The 12,990-nt window shown below is 72.9% G+C and carries 14 protein-coding genes and 1 riboswitch; of the genes, 10 read left to right on the forward strand and 4 right to left on the reverse strand.

The window, feature by feature from the left end; genetic code table 11:
* Window positions 1-60: 60 nt before the first annotated feature.
* Entirely contained in the window at window positions 61-339 is a 279-nt protein-coding gene (locus ACFC0Z_RS28295) for a type II toxin-antitoxin system Phd/YefM family antitoxin (RefSeq protein ID WP_376443637.1), read from the reverse strand.
* A gap of 70 nt (window positions 340-409) precedes the next feature.
* Between ACFC0Z_RS28295 and ACFC0Z_RS28300 the strand changes: the two genes are divergently transcribed.
* From ACFC0Z_RS28300 to ACFC0Z_RS28310, 3 genes are all read left to right on the forward strand, one after another.
* The gene (locus ACFC0Z_RS28300; protein ID WP_376443640.1) at window positions 410-1,033 is read left to right on the forward strand and encodes an ATP-dependent Clp protease proteolytic subunit; all 624 of its coding nucleotides are present in this window, start codon (window positions 410-412) and stop codon (window positions 1,031-1,033) included.
* 7 nt (window positions 1,034-1,040) lie between these two features.
* Complete coding sequence (locus ACFC0Z_RS28305; protein ID WP_376443641.1) at window positions 1,041-1,346, forward strand: hypothetical protein; 306 nt, start codon at window positions 1,041-1,043, stop codon at window positions 1,344-1,346.
* 324 nt (window positions 1,347-1,670) lie between these two features.
* Window positions 1,671-1,867, forward strand: a riboswitch (cyclic di-AMP (ydaO/yuaA leader).
* A 3-nt stretch (window positions 1,868-1,870) separates the two neighbouring features.
* Window positions 1,871-2,347, forward strand: a complete 477-nt coding sequence (locus ACFC0Z_RS28310) for a C40 family peptidase (RefSeq protein WP_376443644.1) — start codon at window positions 1,871-1,873, stop codon at window positions 2,345-2,347.
* A 117-nt stretch (window positions 2,348-2,464) separates the two neighbouring features.
* Here ACFC0Z_RS28310 and ACFC0Z_RS28315 read toward each other — a convergent pair whose 3' ends face one another.
* Window positions 2,465-2,902, reverse strand: a complete 438-nt coding sequence (locus ACFC0Z_RS28315) for an ATP-binding protein (RefSeq protein WP_376443646.1) — start codon at window positions 2,900-2,902, stop codon at window positions 2,465-2,467.
* Between the two features lie 158 nt (window positions 2,903-3,060).
* The gene (locus tag ACFC0Z_RS28320; protein ID WP_376443649.1) at window positions 3,061-4,242 is read right to left on the reverse strand and encodes an 8-amino-7-oxononanoate synthase; all 1,182 of its coding nucleotides are present in this window, start codon (window positions 4,240-4,242) and stop codon (window positions 3,061-3,063) included.
* Window positions 4,243-4,385: 143 nt separating this feature from the next.
* Here ACFC0Z_RS28320 and bioB point away from each other — a divergent pair, with 143 nt between their 5' ends.
* From bioB to ACFC0Z_RS28355, 7 genes are all read left to right on the forward strand, one after another.
* The gene (gene bioB / locus ACFC0Z_RS28325) at window positions 4,386-5,624 is read left to right on the forward strand and encodes a biotin synthase BioB (RefSeq protein ID WP_376443651.1); all 1,239 of its coding nucleotides are present in this window, start codon (window positions 4,386-4,388) and stop codon (window positions 5,622-5,624) included.
* Window positions 5,617-6,897, forward strand: coding sequence for an adenosylmethionine--8-amino-7-oxononanoate transaminase (locus ACFC0Z_RS28330; RefSeq protein WP_376443654.1), 1,281 nt, complete (start codon window positions 5,617-5,619; stop codon window positions 6,895-6,897). The genes bioB and ACFC0Z_RS28330 overlap by 8 nt, the downstream gene beginning before the upstream one ends.
* A 47-nt stretch (window positions 6,898-6,944) precedes the next feature.
* Window positions 6,945-7,676 (forward strand): dethiobiotin synthase, encoded by a 732-nt coding sequence (gene bioD, locus ACFC0Z_RS28335; protein ID WP_376443657.1) that lies wholly within the window; start codon window positions 6,945-6,947, stop codon window positions 7,674-7,676.
* A gap of 43 nt (window positions 7,677-7,719) precedes the next feature.
* Window positions 7,720-8,064, forward strand: coding sequence for a VOC family protein (locus ACFC0Z_RS28340; protein ID WP_376443660.1), 345 nt, complete (start codon window positions 7,720-7,722; stop codon window positions 8,062-8,064).
* Window positions 8,065-8,135: 71 nt separating this feature from the next.
* Window positions 8,136-8,561, forward strand: a complete 426-nt coding sequence (locus ACFC0Z_RS28345; RefSeq protein ID WP_376443663.1) for a GNAT family N-acetyltransferase — start codon at window positions 8,136-8,138, stop codon at window positions 8,559-8,561.
* Between the two features lie 195 nt (window positions 8,562-8,756).
* Window positions 8,757-10,211 (forward strand): hemolysin family protein, encoded by a 1,455-nt coding sequence (locus tag ACFC0Z_RS28350; RefSeq protein ID WP_376443666.1) that lies wholly within the window; start codon window positions 8,757-8,759, stop codon window positions 10,209-10,211.
* Window positions 10,208-11,227, forward strand: coding sequence for a hemolysin family protein (locus ACFC0Z_RS28355; RefSeq protein WP_376443668.1), 1,020 nt, complete (start codon window positions 10,208-10,210; stop codon window positions 11,225-11,227). Before ACFC0Z_RS28350 ends, ACFC0Z_RS28355 begins: the two co-directional genes overlap by 4 nt.
* A 60-nt stretch (window positions 11,228-11,287) precedes the next feature.
* On the opposite strand, the gene ACFC0Z_RS28360 is transcribed toward ACFC0Z_RS28355, so the two are convergent.
* Window positions 11,288-12,952, reverse strand: coding sequence for a glycoside hydrolase family 13 protein (locus ACFC0Z_RS28360; protein WP_376443671.1), 1,665 nt, complete (start codon window positions 12,950-12,952; stop codon window positions 11,288-11,290).
* Window positions 12,953-12,990 lie beyond the last annotated feature (38 nt).

Raw genomic sequence — 12,990 nt, forward strand, 5'->3', positions numbered from 1 at the left:
CCCGGGCCCGGCCCCCCGCCCCCCCCCCGGGGGGCCCGGCCCCCGCGCCGCATGTCCGGGTCAGGAAGCGCCGGGCGGGCGGTGGTGGGCGGCGATCCCGAAGCGGCCCTGTTCGCCGTGAGAGGAGTCGACCGGGCGCAGCAAGGAGACCGACGAGATCACCTGCTCGTCGGCGGGCTTCTCGGCCGCTTCGAGTTCGGCCAGGTCAGCGGCGGAGACGAGGGCGACGAGCGGCTTCCCGTGCCGGGTCACGACCACGCGCTCGCCGCCGTACACGACGCGGTTGATGAGGTCGGCGAGCTCAGCCCGCGCTTGCGTCACCGGAATCTCGTAGGTCATGCTCGCCATCTTACGGAATGTACGTCCTGTACATTTTCGACAGGTGCTCGACAGATGGAGGTGTGCACCCATGGACGCTCGCCACGTTCTGCCCGAGTTCACGGAGCGGACCGGCTTCGGAACACGGACCCTCGACCCGTACTCCAAGCTCCTCGACGCCCGGATCGTCTTCCTCGGCACGCCGATCGACGAGACCTCGTCCAACGACGTCATCGCCCAGCTCCTGTACCTGGACCACGCCGAGCCCGGCCGGGACATCGCGCTCTACATCAACTCCCCCGGCGGCTCGGTCACCGCCATGAGCGCCGTGTACGACACCATGTGGTCGCTCCACAGCGACGTGGAGACCACCTGCCTCGGCCAGGCCTGCGACACCGCCGCCGTCCTGCTCGCCGCCGGGACCCCGGGGAAGCGGCTGATCCTGCCCGGCGCCCGGGTCACCCTCCGGGAACCGGCGCTGGACGAGCCCGCCCAGGGGCAGCCGAGCGACCTCGGCATCGCGGCCGGCGAGCTGCTGCGGCAGCGCGGGCTGGTCGCGGGGATGCTCGCCGAGCACGCGGGCCGGGACCGGGAGCGGATCGACGCCGACCTCGCGCGGCTGACCGTCCTCGACGCCCCGGCGGCGGTCGCGTACGGCCCGGCGGACCACGTGGTGACGGGCCGCGGCGCCGTCGGCGGCGGGGCGGGGCGGTGAGGCTGCCGTGGTTCCGGAGCTCCCGCCGTTGCCGGCCCTGACCCGGGCCGAGGGTGAACTCGTCGACGCGTACCTCGAAGTCGTCGATCTCCTGGGGAGGATCAATCCATCCAGAGGTACACATACCTATGGGGCGCTGCGTGCCGCTCAGGCCCTGGTCGGGCGGGCGCAGGCCCTGCGCGAGGCGCTGACGCTCATGCATATGCGGGGCGAGAGCGAGGTGCACGCGGACACGTTGGCGCGGGCGCTACGGGTGTTGGACGGAGAGCGACGGGCCGGCCGGGTCACCGTCCCCCGGGATCGGGCGAGTTGACGTCAGGGCGTGTCGTGTCGAGGTCCGGACGGCCGACGGGCATCGCAGAATCGCTCCCCCATTCGGCGTAGTCATCGCTGCGTCACCGCACGGGAGTGAGTTGCGCAACCGATGTACGCATTTGGCGGAATCGAACGTTCCATCGCTGGTGCGCGGCTCGTCGGCCAAACATACAGAGATCACAAAGGCTGCTTGTCCACCCGTATGGAGCAGTCGTGATGAGCCTCACATAAGGTCGTTTCAGCTCGGAATTCGCCCATGTCGTAGGTCAAGATCCTCGACGACGACAAGCCCCCGCCGCCGCGGCGGGGCGGTCCGGGCGGACGCCGAGTCCTGCCGCTGCCCCGGATGACTGGTCGACAGGAGTGGTTCGGCAGGAGTGGAGGACCCAGGCAGTACGGGACGTACGCGCTGTTTCGACGGCGTGGTCGTCCCTTGGGGTGAAGCCGCGCGAGCGGCCGGGCATCTTCGCCTGCCCGAACCCGACAGGTCATCCTTCACAGGCGGCTGACGAAGGGTTGCGCATGACCGCGCAGATGCACGTCCCGTCCCTGCTGTCCCGGGCCGGAGCCGTCTCGGCTCTCACCCTCGCCGCCGTCGGCGGCACGCTGTTCGCACCAGGTGCGGCACCGGAGGCCCAGGCGGCAACGGCACACGCGAACAAGGCACTGAGCGTCGCGGCGGCCAAGAAGGGCTCGCCCTACCGATGGGGAGCCGTCGGACCCACCCGGTTCGACTGCTCCGGGCTCACGCTCTACGCGTACAAGAAGGCGGGCAAGTCGCTGCCCCGTACCGCGCAGCAGCAGTACAACAAGACCCGGCACATTTCCAAGGCCAGCAGGCAGAAGGGGGACCTGGTCTTCTTCCACTCCGGCGGAAGGGTCTACCACGTCGGCATCTACGCCGGCAGCGGCAAGATCTGGCACTCGCCCAAGACGGGCTCCTGGGTCAAGCTCGACAGAATCTGGTCGTCGAAAGTCTACTACGGCCGCGTCCGCTGATCCCTGAGCGGTAGCCCGTAGGACCGGGGGTGCGGTGGCGCCGCCGCACCCCCGCCTCCGGCGCGTACCCGTGAGACCCTGATCCGGCCTGATCCGGCCTGATCGGCAAGACGCCCCCTACACGCTCGCCGCCAGGGACGCCGTCCACGGCAGCGTGATCCACACCGTCTTGCCGCCCTCCTCCGTCGGAGTCACCGAGAGGCGGCCCCCGGCCTCCGCCGCCAGGACCCTGATGATGACCATGCCGCGGCCGTTGTCCTGCTGGACCGCCGCCGGCAGCCGCCGGGGCCAGCGCGGGTGGCTGTCGGTCACGCCGATGTGCAGCCGCTCCCCCCGTTCCAGCCTGAGGTCGACGGTGAACGTCGGCGACTGCCCGAAGGTGTGCTGGACCGCGTTGGTGGCCAGCTCCGAGACGATCAGCCGGATCGAGTCCGCGCTCTCCGCGCCGTCGTCGAGCCCCCAGTCGCCGAGCACCTCCGCGACGTACTGCCGTGCCGTGCGCACCGAGGCCGGATCGCTCGGCAGCGTGACGGATGCTTCCTGATGGTCTGCCATGGCGACGCTGTCCCTTTCCCACCCGGGACATCGCCCGGGACCCGCTTCGCGCCCGGATTGCGCTTCGCGTCAGAGTGCCACCGATGGTGCCGCCCCGAGCGGTGTTCCACCACGATATGTACGCATCTATCGCCCGAAGCGGTGAACTCCGTGACGGTTCAACGCTCTTGGGGTGCCGTCCGCAGGATCGTCGCGACCGCCCCCCGGATCTCCGCGTCCGTCAGGTCCGCGCGGGCCGTGAGCCGCAGCCGCGAGATGCCGTCCGGGACGGACGGGGGCCGGAAGCACCCGACGGCCAGGCCCTGTTCCCGGCAGTCCGCCGCCCACCGCAGCGCCGCCTCGGGCGAGGGCGCGCGGACCGAGACGACGGCCGCGTCCGGGCGCGCGGCGGTGAGACCGGCCGCCGTGAGGAGCTCGTACAGCGTGGTGGCCACGGTCCCGGCCCGTGCGGCGAGCGCCGGTTCGGCGGCGATCAGGCGGAGGCTCGCGAGCGCGCCGCCGACGGCCGCCGGGGCGAGGCCGGTGTCGAAGATGAAGGTGCGCGCCGCGTTGACGAGGTGTTCGATGACCCGGGCCGGGCCGAGGACGGCGCCGCCCTGGCTGCCGAGGGACTTGGAGAGGGTGAGGGTGGCGACGACGTCCTCGTCGCCCGCGAGGCCGGCCTCGTACAGCGCTCCGCGTCCGCCCTCGCCGAGGACGCCGAAGCCGTGGGCGTCGTCGACGACGAGCCCGGCGCCGTGCGCGCGGCAGGCGTCGGCGAGCCCGGTCAGCGGGGCCTTGTCGCCGTCGACGGAGAAGACGGAGTCGCTGACGACGAGGGCGCGGCGCCCGGGGTGGGCGTCGAGGGTCTTGGCGACGGCTTCGGGGTCGGCGTGCGGCACGACGGCGGCCTCGGCGCGGGCCAGGCGGCAGCCGTCCACGATCGAGGCGTGGTTGGAGGTGTCCGAGACGATCAGGGAGCCGGGGCCGCCGAGCGCGGTGAGCGCGGCGAGGTTGGCGGCGTAGCCGGAGGAGAAGACGAGGGCCGCCTCGAAGCCGGTGAACGCGGCGAGTTCGCGCTCCAGGAGCGTGTGCAGCTCGGTGGTGCCGGTGACGAGCCGGGAGCCGGTGGCACCGGCGCCCCAGCGCCGCGCCGCGTCGGCCGCCGCCTCGGTGACCTCCGGGCGGCGGGTGAGGCCGAGGTAGTCGTTGCTCGCCAGGTCGAGGAGGTCCGAGTCGGCGGGCCGGGGCCGCAGCGTCCGGACGAGTCCGGCCTCCGCCCTGCGGCGCGCCTCCGCGTCGGTCCAGTCGAAAGCGGTCCGGCGCGGGCCCTCGGCCCGGGCGTCGTCGGCCAGTGGCATGCGGCGATCCTTTTGTAGGCAGCGCACAGACCCTAACCGCAGGACGCCGGGGCCGGGATGTGGTCATCCACACACCTCGTTCCGGACCGTTTGTTCGGTTCCTCCTTGGCCAGGGGGCGGGCGGTAGGCAAGGATCAACCCTTATGGACCTGCTGAACACGCTGGTGGAGAAGGGGCTTCGGCGCGAGCTGCCGACCCGTGAAGAAGCGCTCGCCGTCCTGGCGACCTCCGACGACGAACTGCTCGATGTGGTGGCGGCCGCCGGGAAGGTGCGCCGTCAGTGGTTCGGGCGGCGCGTGAAGCTCAACTACCTGGTCAACCTGAAGTCGGGCCTGTGCCCCGAGGACTGCTCGTACTGCTCGCAGCGGCTCGGCTCCAAGGCCGAGATCCTGAAGTACACGTGGCTGAAGCCGGACGAGGCCTCCCAGGCCGCCGCCGCGGGTGTCGCGGGCGGCGCCAAGCGCGTCTGTCTGGTCGCGAGCGGGCGCGGTCCGACGGACCGGGACGTCGAGCGCGTCGGCAGGACCATCGAGGCGATCAAGGAGCAGAACGAGGGCGTCGAGGTGTGCGCCTGCCTCGGTCTGCTCTCCGACGGCCAGGCGGAGCGGCTCAAGGACGCCGGCGCCGACGCGTACAACCACAACCTCAACACGTCCGAGTCGACGTACGGGGCCATCACCAAGACCCACACCTACGCGGACCGGGTCGACACCGTGCAGAAGGCGCACGCGGCCGGCCTGTCGGCCTGCTCCGGTCTGATCGCGGGCATGGGCGAGACCGACGAGGACCTCGTCGACGTCGTGTACGCGCTCCGCGAGCTCGACTCGGACTCGGTGCCGGTCAACTTCCTCATCCCGTTCGAGGGCACCCCGCTCGCGAAGGAGTGGAACCTGACCCCGCAGCGCTGCCTGCGGATCCTCGCGATGGTGCGGTTCGTCTGCCCCGACGTCGAGGTCCGGATCGCGGGCGGGCGCGAGGTGCACCTGCGCTCGATGCAGCCGCTGGCGCTGCACATCGCGAACTCGATCTTCCTCGGCGACTACCTGACGAGCGAGGGCCAGGCCGGCCAGGCCGACCTGGACATGATCGCGGACGCGGGCTTCGAGGTGGAGGGCGCGGGCACGACGACGCTCCCGAAGCACCGCGCGGACGCGCTCGCGGCGGCGGGCGGCGGCTGCGGCTCGAAGGCCTCGGCCGGCTGCGGCTCGGAGGCGTCGGCCGGCTGCGGCTCGCACGCGGAGGGCGCGGGCGGCTGCGGTCCCTGCGGCGGCCACGCCGAGGCTCCGGCCGAAGCGCCCGGTCGCACCGCCGACGAGGCGCGGACGGACCTGGTGGCCGTACGCCGCCGGGGCGCGGGCACGGACCTGGCGCCGAATGCGTAACGACGAGCTGATCGCCCTGGACCGGGCGCACGTCTGGCACCCGTACGGCCCCATGCCGGGCCGTACGGACCCGCTGGTCGTCGCGTCCGCGTCCGGGGTGCGCCTCCGGCTGGCCGAGCCCGCCGAGGGACACGCCGAGTTGATCGACGGCATGTCCTCCTGGTGGTCGGCCGTCCACGGCTACAACCACCCCGTCCTCAACGAGGCCGCGCGCGGGCAGCTCGACCGGATGAGCCACGTCATGTTCGGCGGGCTCACCCACGAGCCGGCCGTCCGGCTGGCCGCGCGGCTCGTCGAGATCACCCCGGAGCCGCTGAAGCACGTCTTCCTCAGCGACTCGGGCTCGGTCGCCGTCGAGGTCGCGGCCAAGATGTGCCTCCAGTACTGGCGCTCGGTGGGCCGCCCCGGCAAGCAGCGGCTGCTGACCTGGCGCGGCGGGTACCACGGCGACACCTGGCAGCCGATGTCCGTGTGCGACCCCGAGGGCGGGATGCACGAGCTGTGGCAGGGGGTGCTCCAGCGGCAGGTCTTCGTGGGCGAGCCGCCGGTCGCGTACGAGGAGTCGTACGCGGAGCTCCTGCGCACCGAGATCGGGCGCCACGCGGACGAGCTGGCGGCGGTCATCGTGGAGCCGGTGGTGCAGGGCGCGGGCGGCATGCGGTTCCACGACCCGGCGTACCTGCGGGTGCTGCGGGAGGCGTGCGACGCGCACGACGTGCTGCTCGTCTTCGACGAGATCGCGACCGGCTTCGGGCGTACGGGCACGCTGTTCGCCGCCGACCAGGCGGGGGTCTCCCCCGACGTGATGTGCCTGGGCAAGGCGCTGACCGGCGGCTATCTGTCGATGGCGGCGACGCTCTGCACGAGCCGGGTGGCCGACGGGATCTCCCGGGGCGAGGTGCCGGTCCTGGCGCACGGCCCGACGTTCATGGGCAACCCGCTGGCCTCGGCGGTGGCGTGCGCCTCGATCGACCTGCTGCTGTCGCAGGACTGGCAGGTCGAGGTCAAGCGCATCGAGGCGGGGCTGCGGGACGGGCTCGCCCCGGCGGCGGACCTCCCCGGCGTGCGCGAGGTGCGGGTGCGGGGCGCGATCGGCGTCGTCCAGCTCGACCACGAGGTCGACATGGCGGCGGCGACGCGGGCGTCGGTCCGGGAGGGCGTGTGGCTGCGCCCGTTCCGGGACCTGATCTACACGATGCCGCCGTACGTGACGGATGACGAGGACCTGGCCCGGATCTGCGCCGCGGTGTGCGCGGCAGCGGCTGCGGGCTGAACCGGCCGGGGCACTTCTAGGCCGAACCGGAAAGACAGAGGGAAACAGTGGGAATCGTCGTCGTCAGCGGTACGGGGACCGAGATCGGCAAGACGGTCGTGACCGCGGCGGTGGCCGCCGTCGCCACGGCCGCCGGGCGGAAGGTCGCGGTCCTGAAGCCCGCGCAGACGGGTGTCGGGCCGGAGGAGACGGGTGACGCCGACGAGGTCGTCCGCCTCTCGGGCGCGGTGACCTCCGTCGAGCTGGGCCGTTTCCCGGAGCCGCTGGCCCCGGGCACGGCCGCCCGTCGCGCCGGTCTCGCGCCGGTCGGGCCCGCGCAGGTCGCCGAGGCGGCCCGCGAGCTGGCGGCCACCCACGACCTGGTCCTCGTGGAGGGCGCGGGCGGGCTCCTGGTCCGCTTCGACGAGGAGGGCGGCACCCTCGCCGACGCGGCGGCCCTGCTCGGCGCCCCGGTCCTGGTCGTCGCCCCGGCCGGCCTCGGCACGCTCAACACGACCACCCTGACGGCCGAGGCCCTGCGCGCGCGGGGGATCGAGCAGCTGGGCGTGGTCGTCGGCAGCTGGCCGGCCGCCGCCGACCTTGCCTCCCGCTGCAACCTCGCCGACCTCCCGGAGGCGGCGGACGCCCCCCTTCTGGGCGCGGTCCCGGAGGGCTCGGGCTCCCTGGACCCGGCGGCGTTCCGCGCGGCGGCGGCCGACTGGCTGGCACCGGCGCTGGGCGGCACCTGGGACGCGAAGGAGTTCGGGGAGCGGTTCGGGGAGAAGTTCGGGGAGAGCTGACCCGGCGCGCGTGCCGTCGGCGGGACACGCCTAGGCTGGCGGCATGCGCGCTCGTGTTCAGGAGATCGTCTTCGACTGTGCCGATCCCGCCGGTCTCGTCCGGTTCTGGGCCGGGCTGCTCGGGGGCGAGGCCGTCGACCGTTCCGCCGACTGGTCGTACGTCGACCCACCGGAGTTCGTCCGGCTCGCCTTCCAGCGCGTACCGGAGGGCAAGGCGGTGAAGAACCGGCTGCATCTCGACGTGGAGGTGGCCGATCCGGAGCTCGCCGCCGACGCGGTGCTCGCCTCGGGGGCGGTACGGGTCGGGGGCCTCGTCACGGACGAACAGGGGGCCTTCCAGGTCATGCGGGACCCGGAGGGGAACGAGTTCTGCTTCGTCACCGGGTGAGACCGGGGTGACGCGTCTCGGGATGCGAAATTCCGTCGTCGCCGTGGCGCCCCCGTGATGGGATCCCGGCCATGATCGACATCGAGATCCGCCCCGCCCTGGCCGCCGAGGCCGACGCCGTCCTCTCCTTCTGGAAGGAGTCCGCCGAGGGCACCTCCATCTCCGACGACGTGCACGGGGTGACCCGGCTCGTGGAGCGCGACCCCGAGGCGCTCATCCTGGCCGTGGCCGACGGGCTGATCGTCGGCTCCGTGATCGCCGGATGGGACGGCTGGCGCGCCTCGCTCTACCGGCTGGCCGTCCATCCCTCCCACCGCCGGCAGGGCGTCTCCACGGCTCTCCTGCGCGCGGCGGAGGAACGGTTCGCCGCGCTCGGCGGCCGGCGCGCGGACGCGATGGTCCTGGAGGCGAACGCGACGGGCCAGGCCTTCTGGTCGACGGCCGGGTTCGAGCGGGAGGAGCGCTGGCGCCGGTGGGTGAAGCCGCTCGGCGCCTGACCGGCGGGGCGCCGGACCACACACTTTGCCTGTCCTTTACTATGGTCGTCGTACAAGAACCCGACGATGTGAAAGGTGTGAGCGTCCGCCCATGGGCGAGCCTCCCAGTAGTACTGCCGCCGATCTCCGTCATCGAGCGTGCCGACATCGAGCGATCCTTCCCCCCCTGGCTGATCATGGGACGGAGGTGAACCGATGACCGAAGTGCTCCTGCTCCTGATCGCCCTGCTGCTGTCGCTCGCGTGCGGCGCCTTCGTCGCGGCCGAGTTCTCGCTCACCACGGTCGAGCGCGGCGAGCTCGAAGCCGCCGCCGCGCGCGGCGAGCGCGGAGCGGCCGGCGCCCTCAAGGCCGTCCGTTCGCTGACCTTCCAGCTCTCCGGCGCCCAGCTCGGCATCACCGTCACCAACCTGGTCGTCGGCATGCTCGCCGAGCCCTCGGTCGCCAAGCTGATCCAGGGCCCGGTCGAGGCGCTCGGCTTCTCCCCCGCCGTCGCCTCCTCGATCGCCCTCGTCCTCGGCACCGCCCTGTCGACCGTCGTCCTGATGGTCGTCGGCGAGCTGGTCCCGAAGAACTGGGCGATCTCCTCGCCCCTCGCGGTCGCGAAGGTGGTGGCGAACCCGCAGCGGGTGTTCACGGCCGCCTTCAAGCCCCTGATCAGCCACCTGAACAACACCGCGAACCGGATCCTGCGCCGCCTCGGCATGGAGCCGGCCGAGGAGCTCGCCTCCGCGCGCTCCCCGCAGGAGCTCGTGGCGCTGGCCCGCCACTCCGCCAAGGAGGGCGCGCTCGAAGCGGACACGGCCGAGCTGTTCGTCCGTACGCTCAACCTGGCCGAGCTCACCGCGGAGAACGTGATGACGCCCCGCGTCCAGGTCACCGCGCTCGACGTGCAGGCGACCGCCGAGGACGTGGCCAACGCGACCCGTGCGACCGGTCTCTCCCGCTTCCCCGTCTACCGGGGCAGCCTCGACTCGGTCGTCGGCATCGCGCACATCAAGGACGTCCTCGCCATACCGGCCGAGGAGCGGACGCGCCGCCGCATCGGCGACATGCTCCGCGAGCCGCTGCTCGTCCCGGAGACCCTCACCGTGGACCGGCTCCTCGACCGGCTGTCCGGGAAGCAGACGATGGCGGTCGTCATCGACGAGTACGGCGGCACGGCCGGCGTCGTGACCCTGGAGGACATCGTCGAGGAGGTCGTCGGCGAGGTCCGCGACGAGCACGACCCGCACGAGACGCCGGACCTGGCGCGGGCGGGCGAGGACGCGGACGGGCGCGAGCTCTGGTCCGCCGACGGCGCCGCCCGTACGGACCAGATCCAGGCGATCGGCCTGCGCGTGCCGGACGGCCCGTACGAGACGCTCGCGGGCGTCGTCGCCACCGAGCTGGGCCGTATCCCGGCCGTCGGTGACAGCGTCGAGCTCGCCGGCTGGCGTCTCGACGTCGTCGACGCCTCGGGCCGCCGCGCGGCGCGCGTCCTGCTGCACGCCCCGACGCCGGACGCGGAGGACGCGGACGAGGACACGCACGGTCACGGCCGCCGGCACGGGGGCGAGAAGTCCCCGAAGAGGACGCACGACAGGACGCACGCGAAGGCGCACGCGAAGACGCCCGAGAAGGCGCACGAGAACGGGGAGGCCGGCCGATGATCGCGATCCAGCTGCTGATCGGTTTCCTGACTCTCGTCGTCAACGCCTTCTTCGTCGGCGCCGAGTTCGCCCTCATCTCCGTCCGCCGCAGCCAGGTCGAGCCCCTGGCCGAGGCCGGGAACCGGAAGGCGCGCAGCGTCATCTGGGGCCTCGAGCACGTCTCCGCGCTGCTCGCCGCCGCCCAGCTCGGCATCACGCTCTGCACCCTGATCCTCGGCATCGTCGCCGAGCCGGCCATCGCGCACCTGCTGGAGCCGGTCTTCGACGCCGTGGGCGTGCCGCACGGCCTGGTGCACCCGATCTCGTTCGTGATCGCGCTCGCCGTGGCGACGTACCTGCACATGCTGCTCGGCGAGATGGTCCCGAAGAACATCGCGCTCGCGGAGCCGACCCGTACGGCGCTGGTCCTCGGCCCGCCGCTGGTGACGCTCGCGCGGACGCTGCGGCCGGTGATCTTCACGATTAACGCCTTCGCCAACGCCCTGCTGCGCCTGCTGCGGGTGGAGGTCAAGGACGAGGTCGCGGCCACGTTCTCGGACGACGAGCTGGCCCGTATGGTCACCGACGCGGGCGACGCCGGTCTCCTGGACGACCGCGCCGCCGAGCGGCTGCACGACGCGCTCGAACTGGGCCGCCGTCCGGTCCGTGACGTCGTGATGCCGGCGGAGAAGGTGGTCTACGCGCAGGTCGAGACCACGCCGGAGGAGCTGGAGGCGCTGTCGGCGTCGACGGGCTTCTCCCGCTTCCCGGTCCTCGACGCGGAGCGCCGGATCCTGGGCTACCTGCACGTCAAGGACGCGCTGGACGTCACCCCGCGCGACCTGCCGTTCCCGGTGTCGGCGATGCGGCCGATCGCCCGGGTCCGGGCGGCGACGCCGCTGGACGACGTCCTGACGGCGATGCGCCGCAGCCGTACGCACCTGGCGGCGGTCCTCGACGAGGACGGCAAGCCGGCCGGTCTCGTGACGATGGAGGACGTGCTGCGCGAGCTGGTCGGACGCCCGGCGGCGCCGTAACCGCTTCCGCACCACACGAGGGCGAGGGCCCGGGGATCACTCCCCGGGCCCTCGTGGCGTTCAGACCGCCTGCCACCACGTGGTGCTGTCGGGCGGGAGGAGTACGGCTCCGGTGGCGTCCGTGGCCGGCGGTTCGGCGGACCACAGGAGGAGGTCGCCGAGGCCCGTGGCGTCGATCGGGACCGGGCGGTCCGAGGTGTTGACCGCGCAGACCAGGGCGCCGGCGTCGCTGTCGCGGCGGAAGGCCAGGACGCCGGGGACCGGTTCCCGCCACTCCACGGCGCGGCCCGCGCCGAGGGCGGGGTGCTCGCGGCGCAGGCGCAGGGCGCTGCGGTAGAGCTCCAGGACCGAGCGCGGGTCGCCGGACTGGGCCTCGACGCTGAGCTCGGCCCACACGGCCGGCTGAGGCAGCCAGGTGGGGGCGGTCGCCGCGGGGCCGAAGCCGTACGGGGCCTCGGTGCCCGACCACGGGAGGGGCACCCGGCAGCCGTCGCGCAGGCCGTTGCCGCCGTCGGGGCGCCGGAAGGAGGGGTCCTGGCGGACCTCGTCGGGGAGGTCCTCGACCTCGGGGAGGCCGAGCTCCTCGCCCTGGTAGAGGTAGGCGGAGCCGGGCAGGGCGAGCATCAGGAGCGCGGCGGCCCTGGCGCGGCGCGTGCCGCGGGCCGGGTCCCCGTCGGCGTACCGGCTGGCGTGCCGGACGACGTCGTGGTTGGAGAGCGTCCAGGTGGTGGGCGCGTCGACGGCCAGCATGGAGTCGAGCGAGAGCGTGATCAGCTCGCGCAGCTCCTCCGCCTCCCAGGCGGCGTTCAGGAACTTGAAGTTGAAGGCCTGGTGGAGCTCGCCCGGCCGGACGTACCGGGCGGTGCGCTCCAGGGTGTCGGTCCATGCCTCCGCCACGGCGATGCGCTGGTCGTCGTACTCCTCCAGGATCGTGCGCCAGTCGCGGTAGATCTCGTGGACGCCGTCCTGGTCGAAGTACGGGACCCGCTTCTCGGCGAGGAGCGCGAGCTGCTCGTGGTGGCCGACGTCGGGCAGTCCCGCGGCCTTCACCAGGCCGTGGGCGACGTCGACCCGGAAGCCGTCGACGCCGAGGTCGAGCCAGAAGCGGAGGATGGTCCGGAACTCGTCCCGCACGGCCGGGGAGTCCCAGTCGAAGTCGGGCTGCTGCGGGGCGAACAGGTGCAGGTACCACTCGCCGGGGGTGCCGTCGGGTTCGGTGGTCCGTGTCCAGGCGGGGCCGCCGAAGAGCGAGATCCAGTCGTTGGGCGGCAGTTCGCCGTTCGGGCCCCGGCCGGGCCGGAAGTGGAACCGGTCGCGCAGCGGTGATCCGGCGCCCTCGCGCAGGGCCTGACGGAACCACGGGTGGTCGTCCGAGCAGTGGTTGGGGACGAGGTCGACCACGACGCGCAGCCCGTGGGCGTGGGCGTCGACGATCAGCGCCTCCGCGTCGGCGACGCTGCCGTACACCGGGTCGACGGCCCGGTAGTCGCTCACGTCGTAGCCGCCGTCCGCCTGCGGCGAGGTGTAGAACGGCGAGATCCAGAGCGCGTCGACGCCCAGCTCCCGCAGGTAGCCGAGGCGGCTGCGGATGCCCGGGAGGTCGCCGCAGCCGTCGCCGTCGCTGTCGGCGAAGCTGCGCGGATAGACCTGGTAGATGACGGCGTCGTGCCACCAGCCCTGGTACGTCCTGCTGCGGGCCGGGGCCGGCGCGGCGGGTGCGGTCATGGAGAGCTCTCTTCGGCAGGGTCCGGTCGGACGGGACG

The organism is Streptomyces sp. NPDC056144 (assembly GCF_042264145.1).
GTDB lineage: Bacteria > Actinomycetota > Actinomycetes > Streptomycetales > Streptomycetaceae > Streptomyces.

What these genes read in the sequence shown, in the direction of transcription:
- ACFC0Z_RS28295 (WP_376443637.1), bottom strand. Translation starts at nt 339, where the DNA reads ATGACCTACGAGATTCCGGTGACGCAAGCGCGGGCTGAGCTCGCCGAC.
- ACFC0Z_RS28300 (WP_376443640.1), top strand. Translation starts at nt 410, where the DNA reads ATGGACGCTCGCCACGTTCTGCCCGAGTTCACGGAGCGGACCGGCTTC.
- ACFC0Z_RS28310 (WP_376443644.1), top strand. Translation starts at nt 1,871, where the DNA reads ATGACCGCGCAGATGCACGTCCCGTCCCTGCTGTCCCGGGCCGGAGCC.
- ACFC0Z_RS28315 (WP_376443646.1), bottom strand. Translation starts at nt 2,902, where the DNA reads ATGGCAGACCATCAGGAAGCATCCGTCACGCTGCCGAGCGATCCGGCC.
- ACFC0Z_RS28320 (WP_376443649.1), bottom strand. Translation starts at nt 4,242, where the DNA reads ATGCCACTGGCCGACGACGCCCGGGCCGAGGGCCCGCGCCGGACCGCT.
- bioB (WP_376443651.1), top strand. Translation starts at nt 4,386, where the DNA reads ATGGACCTGCTGAACACGCTGGTGGAGAAGGGGCTTCGGCGCGAGCTG.
- ACFC0Z_RS28330 (WP_376443654.1), top strand. Translation starts at nt 5,617, where the DNA reads ATGCGTAACGACGAGCTGATCGCCCTGGACCGGGCGCACGTCTGGCAC.
- ACFC0Z_RS28340 (WP_376443660.1), top strand. Translation starts at nt 7,720, where the DNA reads ATGCGCGCTCGTGTTCAGGAGATCGTCTTCGACTGTGCCGATCCCGCC.
- ACFC0Z_RS28345 (WP_376443663.1), top strand. Translation starts at nt 8,136, where the DNA reads ATGATCGACATCGAGATCCGCCCCGCCCTGGCCGCCGAGGCCGACGCC.
- ACFC0Z_RS28350 (WP_376443666.1), top strand. Translation starts at nt 8,757, where the DNA reads ATGACCGAAGTGCTCCTGCTCCTGATCGCCCTGCTGCTGTCGCTCGCG.
- ACFC0Z_RS28355 (WP_376443668.1), top strand. Translation starts at nt 10,208, where the DNA reads ATGATCGCGATCCAGCTGCTGATCGGTTTCCTGACTCTCGTCGTCAAC.
- ACFC0Z_RS28360 (WP_376443671.1), bottom strand. Translation starts at nt 12,952, where the DNA reads ATGACCGCACCCGCCGCGCCGGCCCCGGCCCGCAGCAGGACGTACCAG.